This is a genomic window from Marinicella rhabdoformis, assembly GCF_009671245.1.
GTDB lineage: Bacteria > Pseudomonadota > Gammaproteobacteria > Xanthomonadales > Marinicellaceae > Marinicella > Marinicella rhabdoformis.
In genome coordinates this window covers 1-362 of the sequence record NZ_VTFS01000013.1, presented here as the reverse complement: position 1 = coordinate 362, position 362 = coordinate 1, and the positions used below count along the sequence as shown (strand labels likewise).

The window sequence follows — 362 nt, the reverse complement described above, 5'->3', positions numbered from 1 at the left end:
TATTTCTACAAATCAATTTTTGATTTGAGTCAATGGCGTCTTAAAGAATTTTTATAGTGTATATAAAGAATCGTTATTTAATGTAAATAGAGACCAGCGGAACAGTTAGCACTGTTCCAATATCAATCCATATGAACTCGAGATTGTAACTTCAGATTTTTTGGGGTTATATGATCAAGTGAATAAGCGTATGTGGTGGATGCCTTGGCAGTTGGAGGCGAAGAAGGACGTGTAAGTCTGCGATAAGCTGTGGTTAGCTGACACGAAAGCGTATAACCCACAGATTTCCGAATGGGGAAACCCAACCTTTAAAGGTTATCATGTAGCTGTAAGGCTATGTGAAGCGAACCCGGAGAACTGAA

1 rRNA gene is annotated in these 362 nt (G+C 39.0%); it reads left to right on the top strand.

Annotated features, from left to right (window positions below):
- Positions 1-172: 172 nt before the first annotated feature.
- Positions 173-362 (top strand): 23S ribosomal RNA (locus FET73_RS15030); the annotation flags it as partial.